The organism is Arthrobacter sp. ERGS1:01, from assembly GCF_001281315.1.
GTDB lineage: Bacteria > Actinomycetota > Actinomycetes > Actinomycetales > Micrococcaceae > Specibacter.
The window spans coordinates 1,760,628-1,783,104 of the sequence record NZ_CP012479.1; the positions used below are offsets into that span (position 1 = coordinate 1,760,628).

Below are 22,477 nucleotides of genomic sequence, written 5' to 3' on the forward strand. Positions count from 1 at the left end.
GTGGACCGGCGCATATTTGGCATAGAGACCGAGTTTGGCATTGCGTATTCCGCGCCGGGATCACGCCCGCTCTCACCCGAGGAGGTGGCCCGCTACCTGTTCCGCAAGGTGGTCAGCTGGGGCAGGTCCTCCAACGTGTTCCTGCCCAACGGCTCCCGGCTCTACCTCGATGTGGGCTCCCACCCCGAGTACGCCACGGCCGAGTGCGACAGCCTCGACCAGTTGATTGCCCACGACCGGGCGGGCGAGCTCATCCTCAACGACCTGGTGACCGAGGCGCAAAGCCGCCTGGCCCTGGAGGGCTACGCCGGGAAGATCTTCCTCTTCAAGAACAACGTCGACTCAGCCGGCAACTCCTACGGCAGCCACGAAAACTACCTGATCACCCGCCGCGGTGAGTTCAACCGGGTCGCAGACATCCTGATCCCGTTCCTGGTGACCCGGCAGCTGATTGCCGGAGCCGGCAAGGTGCTCCCGGCCCAGCAGGGCGGCCACTACGCGTTTTCCCAGCGGGCCGACCACATCTGGGAGGGCGTCTCCTCCGCCACGACCCGCTCCCGGCCCATCATCAACACCCGGGACGAGCCGCACGCCGACGCCGAACTGTACCGGCGCCTGCACGTGATCGTCGGCGACTCCAACATGTCCGAGACCACCACGCTGGTCAAGGTGGGCACCGTGGACTTGATCCTCCGCATGATCGAGGCCGGCGTCATCATGACGGACATGCGCATGGAGAACCCCATCCGCAGCATCCGCGAGGTTTCGCACGACCTGACCGGCAAGCACGCCGTAAAGATGGCCGACGGCCGCACCATGAACGCGATCGAGATCCAGCGCCACTACCTGGAGAAGGTGACCGGCTTTGTCCGCTCGCACGGCGCCCACAACGACCATGTGCCGCGCATCCTTGACCTGTGGGAGCGCACGCTGGACGCGATCGAGACACAGAACTACTCCGGCATCGACACCGAAGTCGACTGGGCCATCAAGCTGAAGCTGTTGGACGCCTACTCGGCCCGGCACGACGTCGACATGGGCTCGGCCAACATTGCCCAACTCGACCTGCGCTACCACGACATTTCCCCCGAACGGGGCCTGTTCAACCTCCTCGAACGCAGGGGAGCGGCGGCAAAGGTCACGACTGATGCGGAGATCCTCAGCGCCATGGACGTGGCACCGGCCACCACGCGGGCGCACCTGCGCGGGCGATTTGTCCAGGCGGCACGGGATTCCGGGCGCGACTACACGGTGGATTGGGTGCACCTGAAGCTCAATGACCGCTCGCACCAAACCATTCTGTGCAAGGACCCGTTCCTCAATGCCGATCCCCGGGTGGACGAACTGATCGCCTCGCTCAAGCCCGGATACTGAGGCATAACTCGCGTCATTAAGGAACGCGGCAGGTGGCGGACAGCGTATATCCAGCTTCAGCCGATAAGCTGAATGTGGTCCAAAAGTCACAACATGTGACGGGATCAAACATTGTCTCACCCACCTGCCACAAGAAAGTGTCTCCGTGCGCCGACTTATTGCCCTGCTCCTTCCCCTGCTGCTCCTTGTGAGCGCGTGTTCCGGGGGAGCGTCCACCCAATCCGGGTCCACGTCCACCGCCAAGCCCGCGGCAAGCGTCCCAGCCTCGAACGCGGAGGCGCTGGCGTCCGTCAAGGTCGCCGACCAGGGCAAGGGCAAGGCGCCGAAGGTCACCTTCGACCAGCCGTTGAAGATCTCGGCCGAGTCCATGCGCCTGGTAACCCCGGGGACCGGAGCACAGATCAAGGACGGCCAGGTGGTCGAATTCAGCGAAATCGCCCTGGACACCACCAATGGCAAGACCCTCGGTGAGAACTTCACCAAGGGCCCGGGCGGCAGCATCACCCTCAGCGACACGTTCAAGACCCAGTTCCCGCTGGTCTACAACACGTTCCTGAGCGCCAAGCTCGGCGCCTACATCGCCTACGCCACGCCCGCCGTGCCGGCCGTTCCCGCATCCGGTACCACGCCGTCGCAGGCGGCAACCCCCGCCAGCGTGAGCGTCTTCCAGGTCACCAGCGCCAAGGATCCCGCCAAGCTCATGAGCGCCGCGGACGTCGCCGCCCTGGCCAAGGCCGGCGGCCTGCCCACGGCCAAGTTCGACGCCAAGGGCATCCCCAGCATCTCCATCCCGAAGAAGGACGCCCCGGCCGATCTGGCCGTGCAGGTCCTGACCGAAGGCAAGGGAGCCGTCCTGACGGCCAGCGATTCCATCTCCGCCCTGTACACCGGCTGGACCTGGAGCGACAGCAAGGAGTTCGACTCCAGCTTCACCAAGAACGCACCGGTCACCTTCAGCCTTTCCGGTGTCATCCCGGGCTGGACCATGGGCCTGACCGGGCAGAAGGTCGGCTCCACGGTCCTGCTGACCATCCCGGCCTCCCTCGCCTACGGTGAAACGCCCGACGCCGGCAAGCCTGCGGGCCCGCTCGTGTTTGTGGTTAAGATTGTTGAGAAGAAGTAACCAACCCCCAACCTCAAGGAGCACCATGTCTTTTGGTACCCGCGATTATGACCGCAGCAAGCCCGAGATCGAATTCCCGAACCACCCCGTCCCGACCGAACTGGTCATTGAGGACATCATCGAGGGCACGGGCACCGAAGTTGTTCCCGGCAGCACCGTTTCCACCCACTACGTGGGCGTTGCCTTCTCCACCGGCGAGGAATTCGACTCCTCCTGGGGCCGCGGCAAGCCGCTGGACTTCCGGGCCGGCATCGGCCAGGTCATCCAGGGCTGGGACAAGGGCCTGATCGGCATGAAGGTCGGCGGCCGCCGCCGCCTGGAAATCCCCTCCGAACTGGCCTACGGCTCGCGCGGCGCCGGCGGAGCGATCGGCCCCAACGAAGCCCTGATCTTCGTGGTCGACCTGGTGGCCGTCCGCTAGGACTGCCCACCGGCACCAACGCCTCCGGCCCCAAGCACCGCTTGGGGCCGGAGGCGTTTAACAAACCGGACACGTGCCATCAGAGGACTTCCCGGCCACCGGCGCCTAGTAGTCTTACGTGGTGTCCACCAAAATCGATGCCACCGAACGCCGGCTCAACCTCGTCATCGCCCTGCTCGGAACCCGGCGCGGTCACAGCAAGCACTTCATCCGCAACAACGTCAACGGCTACGCCCGCGTTGCGCCCACGGCGGCGGAGGAGGCAAAGACCGAGGTCGCCTTTGAACGCATGTTCGAGCGGGACAAGGAGACCCTGCGCGAGGTGGGCATCCCCATCACCACAATCACCAGTTACGACTTCGAGGACGAGGAACAGTCCCTCTACCGGATCAATCCGGCCGAGTACCAGGTCCCGGAGGTCCGCCTCGACGAACCGGCCATGACGATGCTCGCCGTGGCGGCGAACCTGTGGGCCGAAGCAGCCTTCGGTGAGGCCGCCCAATCCGCCCTGCGCAAGGTCGCCACGCGGGCGGGACTGGGCTGGTTCGACGACGACAGCACGGTCCAATCCCGCATCCGCACCCAGGAACCGGCCTTTGAACCGTTGTGGACCGCCCTGCGCAACAGCAATCCCGTCCGCTTCAGCTACCGCGCCGCAGGCAGCACCGAGACCGCCCACCGCACGGTCCACCCATGGGGGCTGGGCAGCAAATACGGCCAGTGGTACCTGGCCGGCTTTGACACGGACAGGGGAGCCCCGCGGCACTTCCGGCTTTCCCGCATCCGCTCCGAGGTGATCGTGGCCGCCGGGGAGCATTTTGACCGGCCCGCCGACTTCACGATCGCCTCGGTGCTTGACGACCTTGGCACCGGGCCCAGCCGTACCGCCTTGGTGGAGGTCCCCGCGGGATCCGCCCGGCAGCTGCGCAACCGTGAAGGGACCCTGGTGGCGGCCGCCGCTCCAGGTTCGGGCCGGGAGACGCTGTCCCTGGAGTACCGGGAACCGGAATTGATGGCCGATGACCTCGCGGCCCTGGGCGCCGCCGCCTACGTCCTTGAACCGGAGGAGCTGCGCACGGCGGTTACCGAAAGGCTCCGGGCAGCCGCCGCGGCCGCCGCCAACCTTCCCGCCGGGCTGGATCCTGCGGATGGCTTTGGGCCGGCACTGCCGGCCGAGCCGCCCAGGAAGAAGGATCCCCGCGAACGCCTGGTGCGCCTGCTGTCCATGGTGCCGTTCCTGGTGGCCAACCCCGGCATCGACGAAGCCGAGCTCGCCAGCGAGTTCGGGCTCACGCCCAAGGCGCTGGCCGCGGACCTTGACACGTTGTCGGTCTCCGGGCTCCCGGGATACCTGCACGGGGACCTCATGGACGTCACGACCGACGCGGGACAGGTGTTCATCCGGGACGCCGAAACCCTCGGCAGCCCGCTGCGGCTGACCCAGGAGGAGGCGTGCGCCCTGCTGGTGGGGCTCCAGGCCCTTGCGGCGGTCCCGGGCACCCGTGAGGCGGACTCCCTGCGCACGGCCATCGACTCGCTCCGGCGCGTGGCGGGAAGGGACGCCTGGCTGGCCGACGACGTCGCGCTTGAGCTGGTGAGCGGGCCGGTGGTGGCCACCATCGCCCGGCTGCAGGCCCTGATCCATGAATCCGGTGCCTCGCAGATCAGCTACCTGGTGCGCAGCCGCGACGAGCTCACCGAGCGCGTCATCGAACCGCGGCGGATCTTTTCCATCGACTCCACCTGGTACGTGCGCGCCTGGTGCCGGCTGGCGGGCGGACTGCGCAACTTCCGCGTGGACCACATCGGCTCCATGACCGCTGCCGGGCCGGCACTGCACGGGGCAACGGCGGACCCCGCAACGGCCGATGCTCTCTACACTCCCGGTACCCGGGACCAGGACGTGCTCCTGCTGGTCGATGAGGCCACGGCACGCAGGCTGGCCCCGGCCTACGGCGCCAGCCTGCACCGGCCACTCCAACAGGAGGTGGCCGGCGCCGGGCTGCTGGGCATGCGCATCCTGGTGGGGGAGCCCGCCACGCTGGCACCGCTGATGGCCCGGCTGGGCGGGCACGCCAGGGTGCTCCTGCCGGCGGAGCTGCGCACCTCCACCTCCGCATGGCTCGCCGCGGCCGCGGGAGGCTATGACGCTGTGGGCGAAAGCACACCGGGAACTCCCGGCAAGCTTGGATAGACTGCGAAGATGCCATGGTGGTCGTGGATTCTAATATGGGTGGCGTTGCTTGCGCTGTCCCTGCTCTTTGTCGTCCTCCTAGGCCTGAAACTGTGGCGTGACGCAGGCAAAACCATGAAAACGTTCACGGCCGTCAGCGACGACTTAAGCGCCTACTGGGCCCGCCGCGAACAATCCCTTGCCGAGGCACACGTCACAGAAGTGCGAACGGCCGTTCCGGGTGCCGCTGTTTTTGCAACACCCGAACAAATGAAGGATGATTACGTTGCTGCCAAAGACGAACGGCGTTTTGCCCGCCTGCAACGGCGCGTCGCCCGCAGGAAAGAACGCGGACAGCTCCAATCCTTGCGCGACATCAGAGCATTGGAAGACGTAGGATGAACCAAAAGGAAAGGCGTTAATCGTGGGAAGAATATTTGAGAACCCGGCAGTGCTGATCGTCCTGATCATCGTGGTCGTATTGCTGTTCGCTGCACCGAAACTTCCGGGCATGGCCCGCAGCCTCGGCCAGTCAATGCGGATCATCAAATCCGAGGTCAAGGAAATGAAGAACGACGGCAAGGCTGAGACGCCCACCGCCGCTCCCGCACCCGCTCCCGAAGCACCGGTTGAGGGCAAGATCGTCAACAACCCGACGCAGCCCGGCACCAGCACGGGCGACGGTACCGGAACCGGTACCGGCGCGCAGTCATAGAAACCCTCGCAGAACCGGTGAGCGCTTCGAAGGGCCGCAAGGCCAACCCCGAAGGAAGGATGCCCCTCAAGGAGCATCTGATCGAGGCCCGCAATCGTATCTTCAAGAGCGCCCTGGCGATGATCCCGGGCATCGTGATTGCCTGGATCATCTACGGCCAGCTGATTGGGGCGCTCACCAAGCCCTTGGGAGACATCGAGAAGGCCCGCGGCATCGTGGCGTCCCTGAACTTTCCCGGGGTTACCACCTCCTTTGACCTGAAACTGCAGATCTCCCTGATCCTTGGCCTGGTCATTGCCTCACCGGTGTGGATATACCAACTGTGGGCCTTCATCACCCCCGGGTTGACCAAGAAGGAACGCCGCTACACGCTGTCCTACATGTTTGCCTCGGTGCCGTTGTTCCTGGCCGGTGTCTGGGCGGGTTGGATCATCTGGCCCAACATCGTGATGGCCATGACGTCGTTCACGCCCAGTGGCGGCTCCAACATCATGGACGCGTTGGACTACCTGCGCTTCGCCTTGCAGCTGATGATCTTCATGGGTGTGGCGTTCCTGGTTCCAGTGGTGCTGTTCGCGCTGAACGCGATCGGCCTGGTCCGGGGCACCACGTACCTGAAGGCGTGGCGCTTCACGATCCTTGGCGTGACGATCGTTTCCGCCATGGCAGCCCCCGGCTCGGACGTCATGTCGATGTTCTTCCTGGGCGTGCCTTTGCTGGTGCTGTACTTCGGTGCGATCGGCCTGTGCATCATCAACGACAAGCGCCGGGACCGGCGTACGGCAAAGCAGGCCAGGGAGACCGATTCCACGGCCGATCTTGCCACGCCGTTGCACGACCTGGAGGAAATTTAGCGGCTCCGGCTGACGTAGGCTGGAGGCATGCCAATGCCCCAGTCGCCGTCACCCGCCGAACGCTATGCGGCAGCCAAGAACCGGGCCGCCGACGCCGGCACCGACTTTGGCGCCTTCAAGGAAACCCTCGACTTCGAGCTGGATGATTTTCAAATCACCGCGTGCCGTGCCCTGGTGGCCGGCCGCGGTGTTTTGCTTGCCGCCCCGACCGGCGCCGGGAAGACCATCGTCGGCGAATTTGCCGTCTACCTGGCGCTCTCGCATGGAAACAAGGCGTTCTACACGACTCCCATCAAGGCACTGAGCAACCAGAAGTACCAGGAGCTTGCCCGCAAGTACGGTTTGGAGAACGTCGGCCTGCTCACGGGCGACACCAGCATCAACTCCGAGGCCCCCGTGGTGGTCATGACCACCGAGGTGCTGCGCAACATGCTCTACGCAGACTCGGACACCCTGGCCGGCCTGGCCTACGTCGTCATGGACGAGGTCCACTACCTGGCGGACAGGTTCCGCGGCGCCGTCTGGGAGGAAGTCATCATCCACCTCCCCACGGAGGTGGCTGTAGTCTCCCTCAGCGCCACCGTCTCCAACGCCGAGGAATTCGGCGCCTGGCTGGGCACGGTGCGCGGCGACACGGCCGTGGTGGTCTCCGAACACCGGCCCGTGCCGCTGTGGCAGCACGTCATGGTCCAGCGCGAGATCGTCGATTTGTTTGCCACCAACCGCTCCTTCGACGAGATGGCCGCCGAACTCGAGGCCGCCGCCTCCGGCGGCGCGCTCGACGGTGCTGCCAAGGTCAAGGTCAACCCGGAACTGCTCAAACTGGCCCGCACGGAATCGGCCGGCGCCCACCGCGGCCGTCAGGGCGGCCGCCCCGGCCACCGGGACCGCCGCGGACACGGCAGCAACGCCTTTGCCCGGTCCTTCTCCGATTCCGGAGCCGTCAAGCGGGCCAGCAGGCCCCAGGTGATCCGCGCCCTGGACAGCCAGAACCTGCTGCCCGCCATCACGTTCATCTTTTCCCGTGCCGCCTGCGACGCCGCCGTGCAGCAGTGCGCGGCGGCCGGCATCTGGCTCACCACCCCCGAGGAACGCGAGGAAATCGCCCACCGCGTTGACGGGGCCTGCGCCCAACTGCCCGACGCCGACAAGGAGATCCTGGGCTACTGGGGCTGGCGGGACGGCCTGCTGCGCGGGCTCGCCGCCCACCACGCCGGAATGCTGCCCAGCTTCAAGGAAGTCGTGGAGGGCCTCTTCGCGGACGGGCTGGTCCGCGCCGTCTTCGCCACCGAAACCCTGGCCCTGGGCATCAACATGCCCGCCCGGACGGTGGTGCTGGAAAAGCTGGAGAAATTCAATGGCGAGGCGCACGTGGGCATCACGGCGGGGGAGTACACCCAGCTGACCGGCCGGGCCGGGCGCCGCGGCATCGACGTCGAGGGCCATGCCGTGGTCCTGTGGCAGCCGGGCACCGACCCCACCGCCGTGGCCGGCCTTGCCTCCCGGCGCACCTACCCGCTCAATTCCAGCTTCCGGCCCACCTACAACATGAGCATCAACCTGGTGGCCCAGTTTGGCCGCCGCCGCACCCGCGACATCCTCGAATCCTCCTTCGCCCAATTCCAGGCCGACAGGTCCGTGGTTGACCTGGCCCGCCAGGTCCGTTCCCGCGAGGAGTCCCTGGCCGGCTACGAAAAGGCCATGAGCTGCCACTTGGGCGATTTCAACGAGTATGCGAAGCTCCGCCGGGAATTGTCCGACCATGAATCCGGCGCGTCCAAGACCAAGGCCAAGCAGCGCCGGGCTGCCGTGGCCGAATCACTGGCCAGGCTCCGGCCCGGCGACGTGATCCTGGTGCCCGCCGGGCGCAACCCGGGCCACGCCGTCGTGCTTGAGGCCGACTCCAACGCGCGGGAGCCGCGCCCCGGAATCCTGACGGTGGGCAAGGAGGTCCGCCGCCTGGGCATCCATGAACTGACGGGCCCGGCCGTGCCCGTGGCGCGCGTACGCATCGGCAAGGGGTTCAACGCCAAGGTTCCCAAGGACCGGCGGAACCTGCTGGCCGCCGTCGAGGATTCGCTGGCCGATCCCACCGGCACCCGCCCCGACCGCACCACGGCGTTCACCCGGCTCGAATCCGGCCAGTCCGAGGACGAGGCCATTGAGGCGCTGCGGCGAGCCCTGCGCACGCATCCCTGCCACGGCTGCAGCGACCGGGAGAACCACGCCCGCTGGTCCGAGCGGTGGTGGAAGCTGCGCCGCGAGACCGACGGCCTGGTGAGGGCCATTTCCCAGCGCACCAATACGATCGCGAAGACCTTTGACCGGGTCACCGACCTGCTGGCGGCCTACGGTTTCGTGGAGACCGACGACGCCGGCGAACTGCGTCCCAGCGCCGACGGGCAGCGCCTGCGCCGCGTCTACGGCGAAAAGGACCTGCTGATCGCGCTGGCCCTGCGCGAGGGCGCCTTTGCCGACCTGGACGCGGCCGAGCTGGCGGCATTTGCCACCACCGTGGTCTACCAGGCCAAGCGCGACGACGGCGGGGTGCGTCCGCGCATGCCCAGCGTCAGCCTGGAAACCTCGGTGGAGTCCGTGGTGCGCCTCTGGTCGGTCCTGCAGGACGCCGAGGAGTCGCACCGGCTGCCCCTGACCGGGGAACCGGAGCTGGGCCTGGTGTGGCCCATGTTCAAGTGGGCCAAGGGCCGGACCCTGCAGGAGTCGCTGCACGGCACCGAGCTGGCCGCCGGCGACTTTGTGCGCTGGACCAAGCAGGTCATCGACCTCGTTGACCAGCTCGCGAAGGTGCCGGGAATGCCGCCGGAGTTTTCCCGGTTGTGCAAGGCGGCGATTGCCTTGCTGCGCCGCGGCGTGGTGGCCTACACCGCGCTGGTTGACTAGGCCCGGGCACACCCCACATTTTTCATCAGTTTTTTTATGGAAGGACCCCCTTCAGCCATGTCATTGACCATGTATCGCAACGGCTCCGTCTACAGCGCCGCCGATCCTTTTGCCACGGCCATGCTCGTCGACGGAGACACGGTGGCGTGGGTCGGTTCCGAGCACGCCGCCGAGTCCCTCCTGGACTCCCGCATGCGCGTGGTGGAGTTGGGCGGCACCCTCATCACCCCCGGATTCGTAGATTCCCACGTCCATGTGACGGAGACCGGCCTTGCCCTGGCCTCGGTGGACCTTGCCGGCGCCCGGTCCGTGACGGAAGCCCTGGACCTGGTAGCGGCCGCTGCGGCGAATACGGACGGCCTGCTGCTCGGCCACGGCTGGGACGACTCCGCGTGGGCCGAACAACGCCCCCTGACGGCCGCGGAGCTTGACCGTGCCGCGGGAGGCCGCGAGGTGTACCTGGCGCGCGTGGACGTGCACTCCGGAATCGTCTCCTCCGCACTGGCGGCGCGCTGCGGCCTGCAGCAGCTGTCCGGCTGGGACGGCGACGGCCTGGTCAGCGGCGCCGCCCACGCCGCGGCCCGTGACGCTTCACGCGATTTGTCCGCCGCGGACCGCCGCCAGGCCCAGGAGGCGGCACTGCGCCATGCGGCCGCGAACGGCTATGTGGCCCTGGCCGAGATGAGCGCCCCGCATGTGGGTTCCGCCGGCGACCTGGCGGCACTGGCAGCCCTGACGGCCGTGGACGCGCCCGACGCCTTCCCGGAGGTGCTGCCGTACTGGGGGCAGGCCGTGTCCAGCGTCGAGGAGGCCCGCGAGGTGCTCGCCGCCCTGGGCACCCCCGTGCTGGGGCTGGCGGGCGACCTCAACATCGACGGCTCGATCGGCTCCCGCTCGGCCCTGTTGCGTTCCCCCTATGCCGATGCCGGCGCCGTCCTGGGCCAACAGCACCTCACGGTGGAGCAGGTCACCGACCATTTGGCGGCGACCTCCGAACTGGGCATCTCCGGCGGGTTCCACATCATCGGCGACGGCGCCATGGCCATCGCCGCCGAGGGCTTGGCCCGGGCCGCCGAGCGCGTGGGAATCGAGAAGGTGCGCGCCGCCGGCCACCGTTTTGAACACGCCGAAATGGTCGACGACGCCGCCATGGCGGCGCTGGCCCGCCACGCGGTCACGGTTTCCGTGCAACCGGCCTTCGATGCCCTCTGGGGCGGCGCCGACGGCTTGTACTCCCGCCGCTTGGGGGAGTCGCGGGCGGCCGGACTGAACCCGCTGGCCCGCTTCTACGAGGCCGGCGTGCCGATCTGCTTCGGCTCCGATGCGCCCGTCACCCCGCTGGACCCGTGGGCCAGCGTGCGTGCGGCCCTCTCCCATCACCAGCCGGAGCAGCGGATCTCGGCGCGGGCGGCGTTCATTGGCCACACCAGGGCCGGCTGGCGTGCCGCCCGGGGGAGCGACCCCATGCTCGGCCAGTTGGCACCGGGCGCCCCGGCAAGCTTTGCCGTCTGGGAAATCGACGAGCTCATGGTTCAGGTCGCCGACGACCGGGTGCAATCCTGGTCCACCGATCCGCGCGCCCGCACACCCCTGCTGCCGGCCCTGGACACGGCGAACTCGCCGCGCTGCCTGCAAACTGTGCACCGGGGTCGCGAACTTTATGCAGCACAGGACTTTTCCTAGGCGATTCGCACGTGGCGCCGACACGCCCGGGAACCGGCAAAACGCGGGCAAAGTCCAAGATTCCCGGCCCTTGGGACCCGTCTCTGACCTGCATGAATGCGCTTTCATGCAGGTCAGCGCTCTGTTGACACCCGGCCCGGCGGCAATTACGTTTTATTGAAGCGGATACCCCCATTGACGGGGTTCCCCGCCGGCCGTTGGAGACGGCGGCCGGAGCTAGGGAGATAAGTCCACGCGCCAGTAGAAAACAAACAGGACGGCACGTCCATGACGTGAATCCTGCTTGGCCCGAAGGTGCGTGGGCTTATCTTTTTTTGCCTGCTCCGTCGCCTATAATGGGGACTTGGCGCCGCAGACCCGCGGCATTGCTGGATCACGTCTGGGCCGGGCACCATCGCGGTGCCGCGCCCGGTGTTTCCACCTTCGACTTTTCATCACGGAAAGGCACCATCTTTTGCGTGTCCTGACAATCATCCCCACCTATAACGAGCTTGAGTCGCTGCCCAAGACCCTGGCCCGGCTGCGCGCTGCCGCACCCCATGTCGACGTCCTGATTGCCGACGACAACAGCCCCGACGGCACCGGGCGCATCGCCGATGAATTTGCCGCAGCCGACCCCCAGGTGCATGTGTTGCACCGCGCCGGCAAGGAAGGCCTGGGGGCCGCCTACCTGGCGGGCTTTGCCTGGGGCCTGGACGCCGGGTACGACGTGCTGGTGGAAATGGACGCCGACGGTTCGCACCAGCCCGAACAACTGCCGTTGCTCCTGGACGCCATCGACCAGGGCGCCGACCTGGTGCTTGGTTCGCGCTGGGTGCCCGGCGGCAAGGTGGTCAACTGGCCGCTGCACCGCAAGCTGATCTCCACCTGCGGAAGCCTGTACTCGAGGATCCTGCTGGGCATCTCGGTCCGCGACATCACCGGAGGCTACCGTGCATTCCGCCGCACAACCCTCGAAGCCCTTGACCTGGACGCCGTGGACTCGGTGGGCTACGGCTTCCAGGTGGACATGCTGTGGCGTGTCTGCCAAAAGCGCCTGACCGTGGTGGAGGTTCCCATCACGTTCGTCGAGCGCGAGTTCGGCGCCTCCAAGATGAGCGGAAACATAGTCCAGGAGGCCATGCTCAACGTGACCAAGTGGGGCCTGACCGCCCGCTGGAACAAGCTGCGCGGCCGCAGCAACTAACGCACGCCAACGCAAAAATCGGCGCCTACCCTTTGGGGGTAGGCGCCGATTTTTACATTGAGCTTGAGTGCTTAGACCTTCTCGCCGCGCTTTTCGCGCAGGATGGTCAGGCGGTCCGCCAGGATGGTCTCCAGCTCGGGGAGCGTGCGGCGTTCCAGCAACATGTCCCAGTGCGTGCGCACGGGCTTGTCGTTGGATGTGTCGGGAGCCTCGCCGTTGACCAGGAGGGCTTCCTTGCCGGTCTTGGACACCCAGGTGGCGGGAATCTCGGCTTCCGAGGAGAACATCACGAAGACCTGCTCGCCGTCGGCGCAACGGTATTCAACCCGCTGGCGGGGAGCCGGCTCGACACCCGATTCGGTCTCCATGCTCTGTGCGCCCAGGCGCATGCCGCGCAAGCTACGATCGCTCATGACTTCTCCCTAATGTTGTAGCCGGCGGTTGGTACCGTGCCGGCCGTTTTGGTTCCGGCCGGCCCACTAGGGGGCGGACGGTTCCTCGCTTCTCATTGCTTCAACGCATTGCAGGGCGTGAATGTTCCACTGGCCCCGCCACACGAAAAAAATTGGCCGGGGAAAACGCCGCGCGGCCAAGCACCTATTATACGTGCTTGGCCGCGAAGTTCATGCAGTTGGCGTTCCGCCCGTCCCGTGGTTTACGGCAGGGCATCCTTGGCGACGTCGTCGGCGTCGTCCGTGTTCCCCGCGGTGTTGCCGAGCACGTTGCCGATGCCCTTCAACGCCTCGCCCACCTCGCTGGGAATGATCCACAGCTTGTTGGAGGAGCCGGAGGCGATCTTGGGCAGCGTCTGCAGGTACTGGTAGGCCAGCAGCTTCTGCGTCGGGTTGCCCTTGTGGATGGCGTCGAAGACCTTCTGGATGGCCTGGGATTCACCGTCGGCGCGCAGGATCGCGGCCTTGGCGTCACCCTCGGCCTTCAGGATCGAGGACTGCCGTTCACCTTCAGCGGTCAAAATGGCCGACTGCTTGGTGCCCTCGGCGGTCAGGATCGCGGCACGCCGGTCACGCTCGGCACGCATCTGCTTCTCCATCGAGTCCTGGATGGAGAGGGGCGGATCGATCGCCTTGAGCTCGACACGGCTGACCCGGATGCCCCAGCGGCCGGTGGCCTCATCGAGGACGCCGCGGAGCTGGCCGTTGATCTGGTCGCGGGATGTCAGTGCCTCTTCAAGGTTCAGCCCACCGACCACGTTACGAAGCGTTGTGGTGGTCAGCTGCTCAACAGCCTGAATGTAGTTGGCAATTTCGTAGGTGGCGGCCCGCGGGTCGGTGACCTGGAAGTACACCACGGTGTCAATGGAGACCACCAGGTTGTCCTCGGTGATCACCGGCTGCGGCGGGAACGACACAACCTGCTCGCGAAGGTCCAGCAGCGGCAGCAGGCGGTCCACGAACGGAATCAGGACCGTCAGACCCGGGTTGAGTGTGCGTTGGTACTTGCCGAGACGTTCGACGACGCCCGCCCGGGCCTGCGGAATGATCCGCACCGACCGCACCAGGACAATGACAACGAATATCAGCAGGACAAAGACAACGAACAGCCAAACTATGGTTCCGGCGTCTCCCATGAAATCCCCTCTTTTCTCTGTGAAGAATGCTCCGTCCGTGTGCCTTTTGGCGCACGAAAGATAGTGCAACCTGCCGTGGCCGTTTGCGGCCTAGGCGGTTGTGGTTGCGGTGCCCGTTGGCTTGTGGGCGCCGGGAAGGTTGATGATGGCGGTGGCCCCGTCGATGGCCGACACTTCCACGGGGGCGCCGACGGGAATGTCGGCTCCCGTGCGGATGCGCGCAGTCCAGACGTCGCCGCCAATTTTCACCAGGCCGCCGGTGGTGCTCACTGCTTCCAAAACCACGGCGTTGTGCCCGATCAGCCGGTCCACGTTGGAGAGCTGGTCAACGGGGCCCTTGCGCAGGTGGGCGAGGGCCACGGGCCTGATCAGCACCGTGGTGGCCAGGGCGACGACGCAGAAGATGACGATCTGCAGCCACAGGGCGCCGTGGAAGAGGTACGCCACGAGGGCGGCTAGTGCACCAACGGACATCAAGATGAAGTACAGGTTCAACGTCAGCATTTCGGCAACGGCGAGCAGCAGGAACACTGTCAACCAGATGATCCAACCAAACTCATTAATCCATTCAAGCATTGAGTCCCCCTTGTGACTTAACGTACATATGAGCCTACTACGTGTTGCCGTGAATAGCCTGTTAGATCACGGCCTGCAGCGGCATTCTCAGCGGATCCGAACCCACCCGCGAACTCAACCGCGCAAGGATCGCAACGCCTTCGCTCATTTGCTCATCCGCGTAGCAAAACGGCAGGCGCAGGAAACGCTCGAATGCCCCGTCCAGGCCGAAGCGGGGCCCCGGCACAAGGCCCAGGCCCTCGGCCCGGGCGGCCAACGCAAGGGCCGAGGTGGAGATGGTCTCGGTGTTGATCCACAAGGAGACGCCGCCGTCGGGGACGTTGACGGTCCACTGGGGCAGATGTTCGGCAAGCAGGCCCACCAGCGTGTCGCGCCCGCGCCGCAGGTCGGCGCTGCGGTTGGCCCGCAGGAGGGGCAGCTCGCGCACCAGCGAGGTGGCCACGAGTTGTTCGAACAACGGGGTGCCAAGGTCCGACGCCGGCCGGTTGCGCAGGAGCCTGGCCAGGATTTCGCGGGAGCCGCGGATCCAGCCGATGCGCAGCCCGCCCCAGGCGATCTTGCCGAGCGAGCCCAGCGTCACCACATTGGGCGAGAAGCAGGCCAGCGGCGGCAGTTCGCCGCGACTGATGTCCAGGAACGCCGTGGTTTCGTCGGCCACCAGCACCGTGCCCTCCCGCTGGGCCGCGGCGGCAAGGTATTCGCGTTCGTGGATGGACATGCTCATCCCGGTGGGGTTGTGGAAGTCGGGCATCAGGAAGGCCATGCTGGGGGCGGCCCGGCGGATCTGCAGCAGCGCCTCGGGCAGGTCCCAGCCGCCTTCGGCCCGGACGGGGAACGCCAGGATGCGGGCGCCCACAGTGGCAAAGGTGTCAAGGGCGTGCGGGTAGGTGGGCTGTTCCACCAGGATCCGTTCGCCGGGGGAGTACAAGGTGCGGGTCACGAGGTTCAGCGCATGTTGGGCGCCAATGGTGACCATGATCTGGTCGGCGGAGGTGGGCAGGCCGCGGTCGTTGTAGCTTTGCGCGATCGCCTCGCGGAGATCGGGCAGGCCCACCATGTCGAAGCCGTCGTGGCCCAGGTGGCAGGGCATTTCCTCCGCTGCGGCGGCAAAGGCGGCGGCCATGCCGGGGTACGCCGGGGCGGTGGCCTTGGTGAAGTCCAGCGCCAGCCCCTGGTGGGTGGCGTGTTCGCCGCGTTCGCGTCCGGGCAGGACAAGGGTGCTGCCGGAGCCGCGCACGCTGGCGAGGTAGCCGTCCTCGCGCAGCTTGGAATAGGCGGCGGCCACGGTGGTCCGGCTTAGGTCCAGGGCGGTGCTCAGCTCCCGCTCCGCCGGCAGCCTCGCTCCGCTGGCCAGCCGCCCGTCCATCAGCAGGACCCGGATCCTGTCCGCCAGGGAGCGGTAGGCCGGTGCGGAGGACCGCCATTCGCCCAGTTCGCGGGCCAACCGGCGTCCGGTGACAAAAGTGTTCATAGAGCCACCTTAGGCGAATTGGCTCTAGTGCATAAGGCCAGTTTGCCTAGAATTAAGGCATGCACCGTTTTATGACGACCCACAACCTTCCCGTCCGCCTGCTGCGCCTCGTCGCCGGTCTCTTCCTTTACGGCATCGCCATTTCGCTGATGATCCGAGGAAACCTGGGCGCCTCGCCATGGGACGTCTTTGCCCAGGGCACCTCGCGCACCACCGGGATTTCCTTTGGCGTGTGCACCATCATCATCAGCGGCGTGGTGCTGTTATTGTGGATCCCGCTCAAGCAGATGCCCGGCTTCGGCACCATCGCCAATGCCGTGCTGGTGGGCTTGTTCGCCGACTTTGGCCTCGACCTCATTCCCCAGGCCGGAAACCTTGCGCTGCAGTGCGCGTTGTTCGTCGCGGGCCTGTGCATGCTGGCGTTTGCCACGGCCCTCTACATTGGGGCCGGGCTGGGGCCGGGACCCCGTGACGGCCTCATGACGGGACTCGTGCGGGTGACGAAACGTCCCGTGTGGATGGTCCGGAGCTGCATCGAACTAACCGTGGTTGTGATCGGATTCCTCATGGGCGGCGTGGTGGGTGCCGGAACCGCGGCCTTTGCACTGGGCGTGGGGCCGCTGACCCAGCTCACGCTCAAGTGGCTGCAGGTGGACCTGCACGCCAAAAGCCCGAAGGCGAGTGCGGTGGATGTGACCGTCGCCGCTCCCTTGCGGACTGCCGGCACGGATTAGCTTTCGGGTACCGGGCGGAAGACGGAGATCCGGAAGGCGGCCGTCGCCGCCGAACGCTCCGGCAGTCCGTCGACCGAACGGGACAGGGCAGCCGCATCCAGGTGGTGGCCGGCGGGACCCATCAGCGCCACGTTGCGCACATCCTGCGGTGCCAGCGAGAGGGCAATGCTTTCGTCGAGGGATTCCACCAGCTCAAAGTGGCCTGCCAGTGCACCGGCCAACGCGGCATCCTTTTCCGGCTGGATGCCCAGCATGCCGGCCGGGCGGGCAATCTCGGCCAGGTGCTCCGGGCGCGGGGTGACCACCACCAGCCGGCCCGATTGCTTGAGGACCCGGGCAAATTCGGCCGCGTTCCGGGGTGCAAAGATGACAAACACCACGTCGGCCCGGCCGGCTGCCACGGGCAGCGGCCGCCACAGGTCCCACACCAGGTTCGCGGTCCCGGGGTTGCGGCGGGCCGCCCGGCGCAACGCGAATTTTGAGATGTCCAGGCCCACGGAGTCGATGCCGAGCCGGCCGCCGTCGCCCAGCCGGGCCAGGACCTGCTGGAGGTAGTACCCGGTGCCGGTGCCGGCGTCGAGAATCAACCGGCGTCCCGTTGGCTGCGCCGCATCCAGGACGGCGCCCGTGATGTCGGAGAGGGCGTTGGCGAGCGGCTGGTAGTGGCCGGCGTCCAGGAAGTCGTCGCGGGCAGCCACCATTTCGGCGGTGTCCTGGGCGAATTTGGTGCCGTGGCCGGTCAAGAGGTTGGCGTACCCCTGCCGGGCAATGTCAAAGCTGTGGCCGTCGATGCAGGCGAGGGCGGTTTCGCCGGGGAGCGTCTCCATGAATTCGAGCCCGCAGACGGGGCAGATCAGGGCGTCGAGGGCACTATTTTCCATGCCTTTATCCTAGGCGGGGCGGACCCGCAGCCATGAAGCGGCCCTAAAAGTGCAGGGTTTCCCGGGCTGCCGCGATGTCGGGCCGCGCCCAGTTCGCCGCATATTCGGCATCCGAGGCCAGTGATCGGGTGTGCGCCCGGTCCAGGTAGATGATCCCGGAGAGGTGGTCGGTCTCGTGTTGGGCAATCCTGGCCTGCCACCCGCTCAACCGGCGGGTGTGCACGGCACCGAGCTCGTCGTCGTAGGCCAGGTCGATCGTTTTGGCCCGCTCCACCACGGCCTGCCAGCCGGACATGGACAGGCACCCCTCATAGTGGGACGCCGTCGCGGAACCGACGGCCGTGTAGCGGGGGTTGAGCACTGCGAGGAAGTCCAATGGTTCGCGGTTGCGCGCCGCGGCGTTCTCGGCCGGGACCTCGTACTGGTCCTCCAGCACGGCCAATTGCAGCGGAATGCCGATTTGCGGCGCGGCCAGGCCCACACCGGGGGCGGCGTGCATGGTGCGGCGCATAAGCTCGATTAGCCGCGAGAGTTGATCGGCGCTGATTTGCCCCGTGAACGGCATGGCCTGCGCGCGCAGGACGGGATGGCCGGACTGGACGATCCGCGGGAGGGAGTCCGCGTCAAGGATGGCCGCCACGGCGTCCCGGACGAAGTCGTCGTCGAACAGGGCCCTGCCGGGAGTGGGCGCTTCACCCATGGAAGCCCTCGATCCGGCGTGTGCCGCCGGCAAGCGGTGCAGCCCCATCCACATCAACTTCCATCACGAATTCCATGCCATTTCCTTGTGCGTTTAAGACGGCCGGAGCCATTGTTCCGAACGCCTTCCGTGACCTGTTCGACGTCGGCGCGTGATTCTATTGTTACGCACCTCCGGGCCGGCGCTCACCAAACATTCAGCACTCACCGTGCAGAATGGGGGGATGAAGAACATCACCACGGAACGACTTGTCCTGCGCGGTTGGGAAGAATCTGACGTTGATTTTGTCTTTGACCTGTACTCCCGGTGGGTGGTGCAGCGGTTCATCGGCGCCGAGCCGCGCGTCATGGAGAGCCTCGACGAAGCAACGGAACGCCTTGAGAGGTTCCGCGCTGTCGACCACCCAGTCCACGGCATTTGGGCCGTCACGCGCGCCGAGGACGGCCAGGCCGTCGGAACCCTGCTGCTCAAGCCGATCCCGGCGTCGGGCGAGGAACCGTTGAAGCCTTCCGGCGACATTGAAATTGGCTGGCATTTCCACCCCGACCACTGGGGGAGCGGTTACGCCTCCGAGGCTGCTGCCGCCGTCCTGGACCACGCCTTTGCCAGCGGACTGGACCGCGTGGTGGCTGTGACCAACCCGGCCAATGAGGCCTCGCAAAGCGTGTGCCGGCGTATTGGCATGGAACATCGCGGCCAGTCCAAAAAGTACTACAACGCACTGTGCGAACTGTTCGTGGTGAAGAACCCTGCGCTGGCGGGCGCCGAAGCCCCGGTACAGTGAGATAGCCCCACCCTGCATTGACACGGCTCGGCCGGTGCTCGCATGAATTACTGCGAGCACCGGCCGAGCTGATTGTTTCTAAGGGCCCGCTTGCTACTGGGTGGCGCGGGCCTGGTGGATGAGGGAATCGGCGAACTTGTTCAGGTGCGGGGTGCCCCAACCTGTGGTTGCATCCCAGCCAACCGTTGCGTTGTATCCGGCGATCGGCGGCTGCGCATTATTGCCAACAGTGACGTCATTGAGCGCCGACGGGTAGAGCAGATTTGCCGCACCCAGGGCGTACAGTGCCGGGTTCAGGAATCCGAGGGGGAAACCGGCGCGCTGGTTAAGGTCGGCGACGATTCCGGCCCAGGCCGGGGAGCCTTCGCTGGTTCCGCCGAAGATGTAGTAGCCGTTGTTGCCGGCGCCCAGGAAGCCCAGGTGGACCAGTACGCCCGTGTTGGGATCGGCGTTGAAGGCGATGTCCGGGATGGCGCGGTGTCCGGCCAGCAGGCGCTGGTCCGCACGTGGCAGCAGCCATTGGTAGATCGGTTCGGGCGTGTACCTGCTGACGCCCCCGCCGGTGGCCGAGCCAAGCCCGTCATTCCACACGGTCTCACTTTGGTAGGCGCCCGTCGTGCTGGCGTACAGGCTCGTGCCGCCCACCGCGGTGACCCACGGCGAGATGGCCGGGAAGTTCACGGTCGGGTACGGGAAGTTGACGTTGTCGACGCCGGGGTTGGCCGTTCCGGAATCACCCGTGGAGCCAAGGAACGTCACCCCGTGCAGGGTGGCGGAACGGTAGAAGTTGTTGAACTGCGCCATCAACGCCTTGCCCGCGGGAGTCATCAGGGAGTCTTCCGTGGCGGCCCAGCTTTGCGAGATGACCTTGCCGAGGTTGTGGCTGACGGCGAATTGCTCAAGCGCCAGGAACTGGGGGAGGCCCTGCACGCCTTCGGTTTCGGACACCGGGCTTGTCATCAGCACGATGCTCGCGGCCGGTGCCATTGCGTGGGCCCACTGGACGTCAAGGGAGGTCTCCTCGGCCCAGCCGACCATGTCGCTGTTGTTGGGATCGAACGGCACCGAGCCCAGGGGAGCGAGGACCTTCAGGCTGGGAGGTGCGGGGAGGCCAAAGTCTGCATCGAAGGTGGCAAGGTCGGATTCGACCGTGGGGCTGCCGAAGGAGTCGATAATGACGATCGTTTGCCCGGCCCCGGTGTAGCCGGCGTTGATGAGCGGGGTCAGCCCGTACGCTTGGCGGATCTCCTGCGGGCTGTAGCAGGGAACGCCGATCTGTGCCCGGCACTGGGTGTCAGTCGGCGCAGCGTTGGGTCCGGTGATGTGAACGAGGGTTGAACCGTGCAGCGGCACGGCAAGCGCGCCGGGCGTCGACGCGAGGGCGCCCGTGGACCCGCCCAGGGCCATTGCCACGGTGAAAAAGAGAACAGCCAAAAAATGCCCGAAAGTACGTAATCGAATAGCCACAATATCCACCTGAGAAAGGGAATAGTTACAGCAACGTTATACGCCGCTTGATGACAGCCCGCAATAGACTGGATATTATAGGCCGAATTTTAGGAAGATTACCGGCCGGGAACTTGGAGAAAGATATGAATCTTTGTGCGCAGGGTTGACGATACAGTGGCCGGATTACTCAGCAAAGTCCGCCATCGGGCACACTTGGAGCATGCCCCGCACACCGCCCACCGCGGCCCGGACCACGGTCCGGGCCGGGACCACACTTAGCTTTACAGTCGCAGGCACGGGACCCACGGTGGTGCTGTTGCATGGCCTGGCCGGGAGCTCGCGGGAGTTTGAACCGACCATGGCTGGATTGATGCCCGGGTATCGCGTGGCGGCACTTGATCAGCGCGGTCACGGGCGCAGCACTCGCCGCCCCGCGGATGTTTCCCGCGAGGCCTACGTACTCGATGTCGTTGCGCTGATTGAACTGCTCAGTCCGGGGGAGCCGGTGCATCTGGTGGGGCAATCGATGGGTGCGCACACCGCCATGTTGACCGCAGCCGACCGCCCCGATCTGGTGGCCTCCCTTGTCCTGCTGGAGTGCGACGCCGGGCCGGGGGAGCGGGACCAGGTCGCCGGGCTCGGCCGCTATTTTGCCTCCTGGCCCGTCCCGTTCAAGGATGCGCAGGACGCCCGGACCTTCCTGGGCGACTCCGCCCTGGCGTCGGCCTGGCTCGCCGACCTCGAGCAGCGGCCCGACGGGCTCTGGCCCCGTTTTGATCCGGACATCATGGCCGCATGCATGGTTCCCGTCACGGCGCCGCGGTGGCATGAGTGGCAGTCTGTGGCGGCACCGACCCTTGTTCTCTACGGCGAACACGGCATGTTCACGGAACGGCAAAAGGCTGAGTTCATTACTGCACGGCCCGGCACCCGGCGCGTGGACATTCCCGGGGCCGGGCATGATGCGCACCTGGAGAATTTTCCGGCATGGATCCGCGCGCTCCGGGAATTCCTGGAGTGCGCGCAGCACCCAAGCCGGGTGGGCGCCGTCGAACTTCCCCCGCTGGCGGCCGGAACCGCGGATCCCTAGGGTGGAGCCATGAGCGCCAGCGGTTTTGCCGACTACCTGCCCCGTCAGGGGGCGGCGCATCCATCGCGAGCTCGGGTTGCCATACGTCCTGCAATGCCCGCCGACATCCCGGCCATGCTGGATGTCCAGAAGGCGTCCGGCCGCGCCGTTCCCGCCGGCGAAGCCCTTGCCCGGACTGTTCATGACGACGCACGGCTGGTGGTCGTGGCGGAGACCGACGGCGGCGTGGTGGGCTGGGGAAAGACGCATTTTTGGCCCGAAAGCGACGGCACGGCACCGTCGGGCCACTACCTGGGCGGCGTTACGGTGGACCCGATGTGGCGTCGCCGCGGCATTGGGGCAGCACTGACACAGGCCCGGCTCGAGTGGATCTGGCAACGGGCGGCCGACGCCTGGTATGTGGTGAATGTGGCCAACAGGGCCTCAATTGTGCTGCATTCGCGCTGGGGATTCGTCGAGACGGCCAGGGCGCCAAGATTTCACACGACAGAATTCACCGGCGGGGTTGGCCTGCTGATGCGGGCGAGCCGCCCCTAGGCGACTCGGGACTTGGCCGGCGTCCCACTTGGGGTCTGAACAGGTACTCAAAGTGGCCTCAAACGGCTCCTTTCGGCCTAGGGAAACGAATGTTGATATTTCGCCGATAATCTACATTATGTCAAGTAAAGTGAAATAGGGTGCTTTCTGGCACTGCCGGAACCTTGAACTTCAGGGCCCGGTTCTCTCCTGCACTCACCACCAGTCATCGTGCCAATTCCCGCAGAATTCCACCCG

Annotated in this window: 21 protein-coding genes; 14 read left to right on the top strand and 7 right to left on the bottom strand. The window is 66.2% G+C overall.

Annotation, left to right across the window (positions count from 1 at the left end; translation table 11 throughout):
* The 10 genes from pafA (at nucleotide 1) to AL755_RS11875 (ending at nucleotide 12,430) form a co-directional block, all read left to right on the top strand.
* Nucleotides 1–1,374, top strand: a complete 1,374-nt coding sequence (pafA, locus tag AL755_RS11830; protein ID WP_054011176.1) for a Pup--protein ligase — start codon at nucleotides 1–3, stop codon at nucleotides 1,372–1,374.
* A 145-nt stretch (nucleotides 1,375–1,519) separates the two neighbouring features.
* Nucleotides 1,520–2,497 carry an FKBP-type peptidyl-prolyl cis-trans isomerase gene (locus AL755_RS11835; RefSeq protein WP_054011177.1) on the top strand — a complete coding sequence of 326 codons (978 nt, stop codon included), beginning with the start codon at nucleotides 1,520–1,522 and terminating at the stop codon, nucleotides 2,495–2,497.
* A 25-nt stretch (nucleotides 2,498–2,522) separates the two neighbouring features.
* Complete coding sequence (locus tag AL755_RS11840) at nucleotides 2,523–2,918, top strand: FKBP-type peptidyl-prolyl cis-trans isomerase (protein ID WP_054011178.1); 396 nt, start codon at nucleotides 2,523–2,525, stop codon at nucleotides 2,916–2,918.
* Nucleotides 2,919–3,036: 118 nt separating this feature from the next.
* On the top strand, nucleotides 3,037–5,112 hold the full coding sequence (locus tag AL755_RS11845) for a helix-turn-helix transcriptional regulator (RefSeq protein ID WP_160318897.1): 2,076 nt from the start codon (nucleotides 3,037–3,039) through the stop codon (nucleotides 5,110–5,112).
* Nucleotides 5,113–5,151: 39 nt separating this feature from the next.
* Nucleotides 5,152–5,493, top strand: a complete 342-nt coding sequence (locus tag AL755_RS11850; protein WP_237762672.1) for a hypothetical protein — start codon at nucleotides 5,152–5,154, stop codon at nucleotides 5,491–5,493.
* Between the two features lie 22 nt (nucleotides 5,494–5,515).
* Entirely contained in the window at nucleotides 5,516–5,806 is a 291-nt protein-coding gene (gene tatA, locus AL755_RS11855) for a Sec-independent protein translocase subunit TatA (protein WP_054011181.1), read from the top strand.
* 17 nt (nucleotides 5,807–5,823) lie between these two features.
* Nucleotides 5,824–6,660 carry a twin-arginine translocase subunit TatC gene (gene tatC / locus AL755_RS11860; RefSeq protein ID WP_237762673.1) on the top strand — a complete coding sequence of 279 codons (837 nt, stop codon included), beginning with the start codon at nucleotides 5,824–5,826 and terminating at the stop codon, nucleotides 6,658–6,660.
* 27 nt (nucleotides 6,661–6,687) lie between these two features.
* Complete coding sequence (locus tag AL755_RS11865) at nucleotides 6,688–9,561, top strand: DEAD/DEAH box helicase (RefSeq protein ID WP_054011183.1); 2,874 nt, start codon at nucleotides 6,688–6,690, stop codon at nucleotides 9,559–9,561.
* A gap of 57 nt (nucleotides 9,562–9,618) precedes the next feature.
* Nucleotides 9,619–11,244, top strand: a complete 1,626-nt coding sequence (locus AL755_RS11870) for an amidohydrolase (RefSeq protein WP_082369195.1) — start codon at nucleotides 9,619–9,621, stop codon at nucleotides 11,242–11,244.
* Nucleotides 11,245–11,698: 454 nt separating this feature from the next.
* Nucleotides 11,699–12,430, top strand: coding sequence for a polyprenol monophosphomannose synthase (locus tag AL755_RS11875; RefSeq protein ID WP_054011185.1), 732 nt, complete (start codon nucleotides 11,699–11,701; stop codon nucleotides 12,428–12,430).
* Between the two features lie 71 nt (nucleotides 12,431–12,501).
* On the opposite strand, the gene AL755_RS11880 is transcribed toward AL755_RS11875, so the two are convergent.
* The 4 genes from AL755_RS11880 to yczR form a co-directional block, all read right to left on the bottom strand.
* Nucleotides 12,502–12,843 carry an RNA polymerase-binding protein RbpA gene (locus AL755_RS11880; RefSeq protein WP_054011186.1) on the bottom strand — a complete coding sequence of 114 codons (342 nt, stop codon included), beginning with the start codon at nucleotides 12,841–12,843 and terminating at the stop codon, nucleotides 12,502–12,504.
* A gap of 242 nt (nucleotides 12,844–13,085) precedes the next feature.
* Nucleotides 13,086–14,018 carry an SPFH domain-containing protein gene (locus AL755_RS11885; RefSeq protein ID WP_054011187.1) on the bottom strand — a complete coding sequence of 311 codons (933 nt, stop codon included), beginning with the start codon at nucleotides 14,016–14,018 and terminating at the stop codon, nucleotides 13,086–13,088.
* 90 nt (nucleotides 14,019–14,108) lie between these two features.
* On the bottom strand, nucleotides 14,109–14,594 hold the full coding sequence (locus AL755_RS11890) for an NfeD family protein (RefSeq protein ID WP_054011188.1): 486 nt from the start codon (nucleotides 14,592–14,594) through the stop codon (nucleotides 14,109–14,111).
* 61 nt (nucleotides 14,595–14,655) lie between these two features.
* Entirely contained in the window at nucleotides 14,656–16,065 is a 1,410-nt protein-coding gene (gene yczR, locus AL755_RS11895) for a MocR-like transcription factor YczR (protein ID WP_054011189.1), read from the bottom strand.
* Between the two features lie 59 nt (nucleotides 16,066–16,124).
* On the opposite strand from yczR, the gene yczE reads away from it, so the two are divergent.
* The gene (gene yczE / locus AL755_RS11900) at nucleotides 16,125–16,799 is read left to right on the top strand and encodes a membrane protein YczE (protein ID WP_202813562.1); all 675 of its coding nucleotides are present in this window, start codon (nucleotides 16,125–16,127) and stop codon (nucleotides 16,797–16,799) included.
* On the opposite strand, the gene AL755_RS11905 is transcribed toward yczE, so the two are convergent.
* A complete protein-coding gene (locus tag AL755_RS11905; protein WP_054011191.1) occupies nucleotides 16,796–17,680 on the bottom strand; it encodes a putative RNA methyltransferase in 885 nt (294 codons plus the stop codon). The two genes, yczE and AL755_RS11905, sit on opposite strands and share 4 nt — an antisense overlap.
* A 43-nt stretch (nucleotides 17,681–17,723) precedes the next feature.
* Nucleotides 17,724–18,380, bottom strand: coding sequence for a peptide deformylase (locus tag AL755_RS11910; RefSeq protein WP_054013026.1), 657 nt, complete (start codon nucleotides 18,378–18,380; stop codon nucleotides 17,724–17,726).
* Between the two features lie 223 nt (nucleotides 18,381–18,603).
* Here AL755_RS11910 and AL755_RS11915 point away from each other — a divergent pair, with 223 nt between their 5' ends.
* The gene (locus tag AL755_RS11915) at nucleotides 18,604–19,164 is read left to right on the top strand and encodes a GNAT family N-acetyltransferase (protein ID WP_054011192.1); all 561 of its coding nucleotides are present in this window, start codon (nucleotides 18,604–18,606) and stop codon (nucleotides 19,162–19,164) included.
* Nucleotides 19,165–19,257: 93 nt separating this feature from the next.
* On the opposite strand, the gene AL755_RS11920 is transcribed toward AL755_RS11915, so the two are convergent.
* Entirely contained in the window at nucleotides 19,258–20,598 is a 1,341-nt protein-coding gene (locus AL755_RS11920; RefSeq protein WP_054011193.1) for a S53 family peptidase, read from the bottom strand.
* Nucleotides 20,599–20,833: 235 nt separating this feature from the next.
* On the opposite strand from AL755_RS11920, the gene AL755_RS11925 reads away from it, so the two are divergent.
* Entirely contained in the window at nucleotides 20,834–21,703 is an 870-nt protein-coding gene (locus AL755_RS11925) for an alpha/beta fold hydrolase (RefSeq protein ID WP_082369196.1), read from the top strand.
* Nucleotides 21,704–21,712: 9 nt separating this feature from the next.
* Complete coding sequence (locus tag AL755_RS11930; RefSeq protein WP_082369198.1) at nucleotides 21,713–22,240, top strand: GNAT family N-acetyltransferase; 528 nt, start codon at nucleotides 21,713–21,715, stop codon at nucleotides 22,238–22,240.
* Nucleotides 22,241–22,477: the final 237 nt, after the last annotated feature.

Excerpts from the sequence above, each read along its gene's own strand:
- AL755_RS11910 (WP_054013026.1), bottom strand. The coding sequence starts at position 18,380 with ATGGGTGAAGCGCCCACTCCCGGCAGGGCCCTGTTCGACGACGACTTC.
- AL755_RS11915 (WP_054011192.1), top strand. The coding sequence starts at position 18,604 with ATGAAGAACATCACCACGGAACGACTTGTCCTGCGCGGTTGGGAAGAA.
- AL755_RS11890 (WP_054011188.1), bottom strand. The coding sequence starts at position 14,594 with ATGCTTGAATGGATTAATGAGTTTGGTTGGATCATCTGGTTGACAGTG.
- AL755_RS11865 (WP_054011183.1), top strand. The coding sequence starts at position 6,688 with ATGCCAATGCCCCAGTCGCCGTCACCCGCCGAACGCTATGCGGCAGCC.
- AL755_RS11925 (WP_082369196.1), top strand. The coding sequence starts at position 20,834 with ATGCCCCGCACACCGCCCACCGCGGCCCGGACCACGGTCCGGGCCGGG.
- AL755_RS11885 (WP_054011187.1), bottom strand. The coding sequence starts at position 14,018 with ATGGGAGACGCCGGAACCATAGTTTGGCTGTTCGTTGTCTTTGTCCTG.
- AL755_RS11880 (WP_054011186.1), bottom strand. The coding sequence starts at position 12,843 with ATGAGCGATCGTAGCTTGCGCGGCATGCGCCTGGGCGCACAGAGCATG.
- AL755_RS11870 (WP_082369195.1), top strand. The coding sequence starts at position 9,619 with ATGTCATTGACCATGTATCGCAACGGCTCCGTCTACAGCGCCGCCGAT.
- AL755_RS11840 (WP_054011178.1), top strand. The coding sequence starts at position 2,523 with ATGTCTTTTGGTACCCGCGATTATGACCGCAGCAAGCCCGAGATCGAA.
- yczR (WP_054011189.1), bottom strand. The coding sequence starts at position 16,065 with ATGAACACTTTTGTCACCGGACGCCGGTTGGCCCGCGAACTGGGCGAA.
- AL755_RS11905 (WP_054011191.1), bottom strand. The coding sequence starts at position 17,680 with ATGGAAAATAGTGCCCTCGACGCCCTGATCTGCCCCGTCTGCGGGCTC.
- yczE (WP_202813562.1), top strand. The coding sequence starts at position 16,125 with ATGCACCGTTTTATGACGACCCACAACCTTCCCGTCCGCCTGCTGCGC.
- AL755_RS11930 (WP_082369198.1), top strand. The coding sequence starts at position 21,713 with ATGAGCGCCAGCGGTTTTGCCGACTACCTGCCCCGTCAGGGGGCGGCG.